The sequence below is a fragment of the Syntrophales bacterium genome, assembly GCA_030655775.1.
Taxonomy (GTDB): domain Bacteria; phylum Desulfobacterota; class Syntrophia; order Syntrophales; family JADFWA01; genus JAUSPI01.
Map to the genome: position 1 here is coordinate 1 of JAUSPI010000133.1, position 4,708 is coordinate 4,708.

General features: G+C 47.3%; 5 protein-coding genes and 1 tRNA gene. 2 read left to right on the forward strand and 4 right to left on the reverse strand.

Translation table 11 applies throughout. The annotated features are described in order from the left end of the window. Window positions 1–248 precede the first annotated feature (248 nt). Together Q7J27_07095 and Q7J27_07100 are read left to right on the forward strand one after the other, a co-directional pair. On the forward strand, window positions 249–1,859 hold the full coding sequence (locus Q7J27_07095) for a hypothetical protein (protein MDO9528908.1): 1,611 nt from the start codon (window positions 249–251) through the stop codon (window positions 1,857–1,859). 405 nt (window positions 1,860–2,264) lie between these two features. Continuing rightward, window positions 2,265–2,335, forward strand: a tRNA-Gly gene (locus Q7J27_07100). A gap of 150 nt (window positions 2,336–2,485) precedes the next feature. On the opposite strand, the gene Q7J27_07105 is transcribed toward Q7J27_07100, so the two are convergent. The 4 genes from Q7J27_07105 to Q7J27_07120 form a co-directional block, all read right to left on the reverse strand. Next, the gene (locus Q7J27_07105; GenBank protein MDO9528909.1) at window positions 2,486–3,223 is read right to left on the reverse strand and encodes a nucleotidyl transferase AbiEii/AbiGii toxin family protein; all 738 of its coding nucleotides are present in this window, start codon (window positions 3,221–3,223) and stop codon (window positions 2,486–2,488) included. Then, the gene (locus Q7J27_07110; GenBank protein MDO9528910.1) at window positions 3,220–3,813 is read right to left on the reverse strand and encodes a hypothetical protein; all 594 of its coding nucleotides are present in this window, start codon (window positions 3,811–3,813) and stop codon (window positions 3,220–3,222) included. The genes Q7J27_07105 and Q7J27_07110 overlap by 4 nt, the downstream gene beginning before the upstream one ends. 92 nt (window positions 3,814–3,905) lie before the next feature. After that, window positions 3,906–4,097, reverse strand: a complete 192-nt coding sequence (locus tag Q7J27_07115) for a hypothetical protein (GenBank protein MDO9528911.1) — start codon at window positions 4,095–4,097, stop codon at window positions 3,906–3,908. After that, window positions 4,094–4,381: a hypothetical protein gene (locus Q7J27_07120; GenBank protein MDO9528912.1), complete on the reverse strand. Its 288-nt coding sequence runs from the start codon at window positions 4,379–4,381 to the stop codon at window positions 4,094–4,096. Before Q7J27_07120 ends, Q7J27_07115 begins: the two co-directional genes overlap by 4 nt. Window positions 4,382–4,708: the final 327 nt, after the last annotated feature.

The following is a 4,708-nucleotide window of genomic DNA, read 5'->3' on the forward strand; positions in this document are numbered from 1 at the left end:
GAATAGCACAACAACGCCTGTAAATGCATCGTTAAATGCCTCATTGCGGTCATCATTTACCCACACGCTAAGGAGATGAGCCGAAACAATTATCCTTCCGACTTGACATCCCGGCCACCTTTTGACACATTCCCGCCATGAAAAATCTTCATCAGGTCGTTTTCAATGGGCGGATGTTCATGCTACCCGGAAAGCGATTTCTTCTCAGTATCGGTATTGAAAGGCATGACTGACATTTGGAGGGCTAAATGCATTTTACAGATACGGCGCGCTTATTTTGCAGAGGATACGGGGATGATAATATTATTGGCGTTTTAAATAAATTGTGGCAGATATCCTTTGATAAAAGACTTGGTAAAGGATTGTATTCCCTTGCCAATAACACTTTGGGGGCATTTTGGGAGGGCGATTTGTTCGGTGGAATTTGGAGCCAGAATTATATCGGGATGTATTGCTGGACACCATTAATGCCCGATGCGCTTTTTACATATCATGTCAACTCATATCGGCGCTTATTTGACGCCCAGAGCGATGGCGCAACCAAGGATTACAGAGGGGAGGCGGTTCCCGCAGGAGCGTTGCCCGAGTATATCAACTATAGAAAGGAAATTGGGGGCGTGGCCAGATATAAGGTGGATGAATATATTGCGGAAACAGTTCCCTATGAGGATTTTTGGGTCGAAGGCACCGCTGCAATGGTCTACTGTTTTGGCGAGCTGATTTTAACCACGCGGGACCGTCAACTGTTAAACCAGTATCTTTCCAGGTTGGAATCGGCCTGCGAATGGCTGCACAGTCGGGTGGATGAGAATGGTTTGTTGGCGGTCGGACCGGCGGGAACGCTGATTGAGCGGGAATACGGAGCAACCTACCTGGGCAATCTGAAGTATGAGCGAGGATATCCCGCGGGGGCGATGGTATGGTACATTGCCGCCAATCGTCAGGTGGCGGAATTGGAAAAAATGGGAGGGCGCCCGGAGATGTTTGAGAGGTTTTCTTCCTATGCAAAGTCCGCCCTCGAATCGCTTCCACAGCTTTTCACTCGCGATGGTTACCTCGTAAACTATATGGATTGGCACGGTAATCCGCATGGCGTGGTGGGAGCGAAACAACATGGCTATTTTGAAAGCAACCCCAACCATGACGCGCTCGCACTGGAGGTAGTGAATCGGCAGGATGCGGAGAAGATATATATGGTGATGAAATCGGCGGATGGACTTTTTAATCAATACGGACAGGTGCGTTGCGTCCATCCCGTTCATGATGATTGCATGCCCAACCATGCGCATGGGATAAATCCTCAACCGAACCCCGATGTCGGTCCGAGGAATGATGGAGCCAGCCTAATGCACGAACACGGGCCGGGTGAGCATTGGAATGGCGGGATATGGTTTTGCAGTCAAACCAGGATGCTTATGGCGCAGTATATGCTTGGGAAGCATCGCGATATCCTGAAACCGCTCGAAAGGCATCTCGAACTTTATCGGGAAGGAATGTTGCACGATCAGATAAAGGGCGACGGGGAGACCACGCCCTACTCTAAAAACAGCAAGCACGTGATGCTTGATTTTTTTGAGGTTCCCGGAGCGGGGTTGCGGGGGCTTTTCGAATATCGTTATCTATGGGACCGATTGTTGATTTATCCCCATATGGACCCCACAATTGAACAGTATGAACAAATCCAGCCGGTAAGATATGGAACAAAGAAAATACACCTAAAGGTTGACAACAAAGATAGGGGCTATGTGAAAAAGGCGGTTTTGAATGGCGAAACATTGAAAGAAGTTAATGATCTGAACGTCCAGATCAAATATGACCGTCTTGAACATGTTGAAAACCTTCTCGAAATAGAAATTTAAATTAATTTTATGACGGAATGTTAATGCATGCAAGCGACTGGTTGTGCTGTTTTGGGAAAGTGCGCTGTGTTTGTATATATTCTTCATTCGGTATCTCTTGGCCGGTATTATGTTGGGATGCCCCTCAATTCTTGGCATCGTCTCAAGGAGCACCGGCGCGGGCAGACTCTTGCAATGCGGGGCGCCTCAGATTGGGTAAAAGTCTGTTCTATTGGCAAAGGGTAGCTGACTGTCGGGAAGCGCGCGCGTTGGAGAAGCTGATCAAAGCGCGGGGCGCGAAACGTTTTCTGGCCGCCTGTCCGGTTTCACCGGCATTAAGAAACGCGCTTGACGCTTCCGCCGTTTATCGTCAATGATGCTCTCCTCTTGCTTCGCGGGCATGCCCGCTGAAGTGCTTTGACGTTCGCGGGTGTAGCTCAATGGTAGAGCCCCAGCCTTCCAAGCTGGTGGTGGCAGTTCAATTCTGCTCGCCCGCTCCCGAAAATCCAGCCTTTTGACATCAATTCAATTCAATAAATACAAGGCTTTTCTGCATATTTGCCTTTCTTGCCCTCTCCGCTTAGCATCCTGAAACATTGCCTGATTTTCAGAATCAAAAACCAAAGAAAGTACCAAAGAAAAACCTATCACGCCAGGTTTCGCTCAATTTCCGTTACCAGCGTCTCTGGAAAGCCCTTTATGACCATTTGCTGGCTGACGGGAAGAAATAATTTCAGCTCACGCTTAAAATCCAGTTTCCCGGATTTGACAACCTTAAGAATCTTTGCCTTCAGTTGTTTGTCCTGAATAAACGCCTCTTTGAAGGCTAGGCGGCTGCGCAGGATAAAATAAAGGTCATAAAAATCACGCGCCTTGCCGCGCGTAAGACAGGCCTGGATTTTCTCAACGACAAGAATCTCCTCCTTAAGATGAATAAGCGTGTAAGGCACAACAAGGTCGGACTGGACAAGCGCCGCTGTTCCAGACTTCTTTTTGCCATTCCGTAAAGAAACTTCGATCTGAATCTGACTCTTGTATTCGCTGGTTTCAAAGTTAAATATGGCAAGGTATCCGCCGGATGTGGTTTTTGATTCAACAATCTCGGCCTGAATACCTTCCATTTCTATCTTGGCAAGTGTTCCCGCCATCAAGGCCTCAATGCCTTTAATGGCTATATTGACTCCTGTAAAATCCAGGTCTTCTGAAAACCGGGGACTCTGCCAGATAATCCGTAAAGCCGTGCCGCCCTTAAAAAGCAGTTTATCAGAACCCTTTTCCTGATAGAGCCGCGAAAGAAATAACTGCTGAAAATATTCACGGACGACATTTTCTGTCGTGGTTTGCCACGCTTGGGCCAATTTTTGAACTTGCCTTTTTTCAATCATAGAATTTCCCTGACCAGTTTTATCAGGCTCTCTCTGCCAAAAAGCCGGGTGTATTCCATAATGACCTTTTTCTTCAGCTTGCGGACATTAAGCCGTTCGTTGAGAGTTTTTCGCTTAAGATCGACAAAATAAAGATAATCCGCAAGAGCTTTTTCCGGCTCCGCGATAAGGACGGTTACGCCTTCTATCTTCTCTGTTTTGTAGCCGCGATAGGCCTGTTTTTTAATATGGGAATACGCGAAAGATTTGTTATTAACAACAAACTCCCTGGTAATCCGTGTCGTTGCCGATGTTACGGCATAGACAATCTCAGGAATGATGTCGTAGCGGTTCAAAGCATACTCAAAAGAGATATAACTGGGCGCATAAAGCCGGTTGGCAATAACCTCCTCTTGCGGTTGGTCATCGCGCAACGCGTAAAGGCCATTTCTTATCTTAAGGAAAAGGTCATCGCAGTGGTCTTTGATAAACTCCTGGGTTGCCCGCAAAGATACGTCAAAGACGCGCTGGAATTCCGACGGAGAGAACAGCTGGACACCCTTTGCCTGAAGGGCCTGCTGAACATATATTGGTTTAAGTTTTCGCTCCATATAGCGCTAAATGTTAAATGCCTGTTTCCAGCAATTAAACCCTATTCTCTGGATTATGCAAGTTTTTTATCGGGGGAAACAGGAAACAATCTTCAGGCACCTTTATCTGGCCCACCAACCGCAATGCGATGCCTGTCCATGAAATCGTCGAGGTCCTTGATTTTGAAAACAATCAACCTGTGTCCAAGATTGAAACGCCAGCTTATGTTTTCGCGGGATAGCAAGCCAAGCGCAAACAGTAACGACAGATCAGCAAATAAGTCGATTATCAGATTTGCTTTCATTCCTTTTGTACCAGCGCAACCTTAATAAAGCCGGGATACATGGCTATGCCATGAAGCGGAATAAAGCAGCGGTGGCAGTCTTTCTTGCGGTAATAATATTGGCCGGTATTATTTTGGCGGGGTCGAATCAATTCCAGCATCACGAGCAACCGGCTTCCCCATGCCCGGAATTTATAGTCATTGACCAGAACGGCCACTATTTTCTGAACCGGAGCTTGGCTACCCCTGAAAATGCTGACGCCATCAACCTTTGCCTCCGGCAAGTCGGCATTAACAACGTGCATATCGCCAAGAACTTTTCAGAACTCATGCCGTCTCGATTGCCTTCCTGACTGATTTAGCGCCACTCCCATTGCGAAACACCTCAAATTATTTGAGGTATTATGTAGCGTGAGATTTGTTTTGCCGTGATGTCGGATATGACCTGCGCTAACGACCAGATCTTGGCCTACGAGAGAGGGTGAAATAGTGTAACACTTCTTAATGAAGATCTGCTGAAGATCTTCGGGAGTGTTACTGATGAAAGCAGGTAAGAAGGGTAAGGCCGGTAAGAAGAGACAAGGAACGATGAAAGAGATGCGCCCTCCTGGGGGGAGAGGAGGGCGCGGCGC

Bases quoted from the DNA above. Each gene is read 5' to 3' on its own strand.
- Q7J27_07105 (MDO9528909.1), bottom strand. From the start codon at position 3,223: ATGATTGAAAAAAGGCAAGTTCAAAAATTGGCCCAAGCGTGGCAAACC.
- Q7J27_07110 (MDO9528910.1), bottom strand. From the start codon at position 3,813: ATGGAGCGAAAACTTAAACCAATATATGTTCAGCAGGCCCTTCAGGCA.
- Q7J27_07095 (MDO9528908.1), top strand. From the start codon at position 249: ATGCATTTTACAGATACGGCGCGCTTATTTTGCAGAGGATACGGGGAT.
- Q7J27_07120 (MDO9528912.1), bottom strand. From the start codon at position 4,381: ATGCACGTTGTTAATGCCGACTTGCCGGAGGCAAAGGTTGATGGCGTC.
- Q7J27_07115 (MDO9528911.1), bottom strand. From the start codon at position 4,097: ATGAAAGCAAATCTGATAATCGACTTATTTGCTGATCTGTCGTTACTG.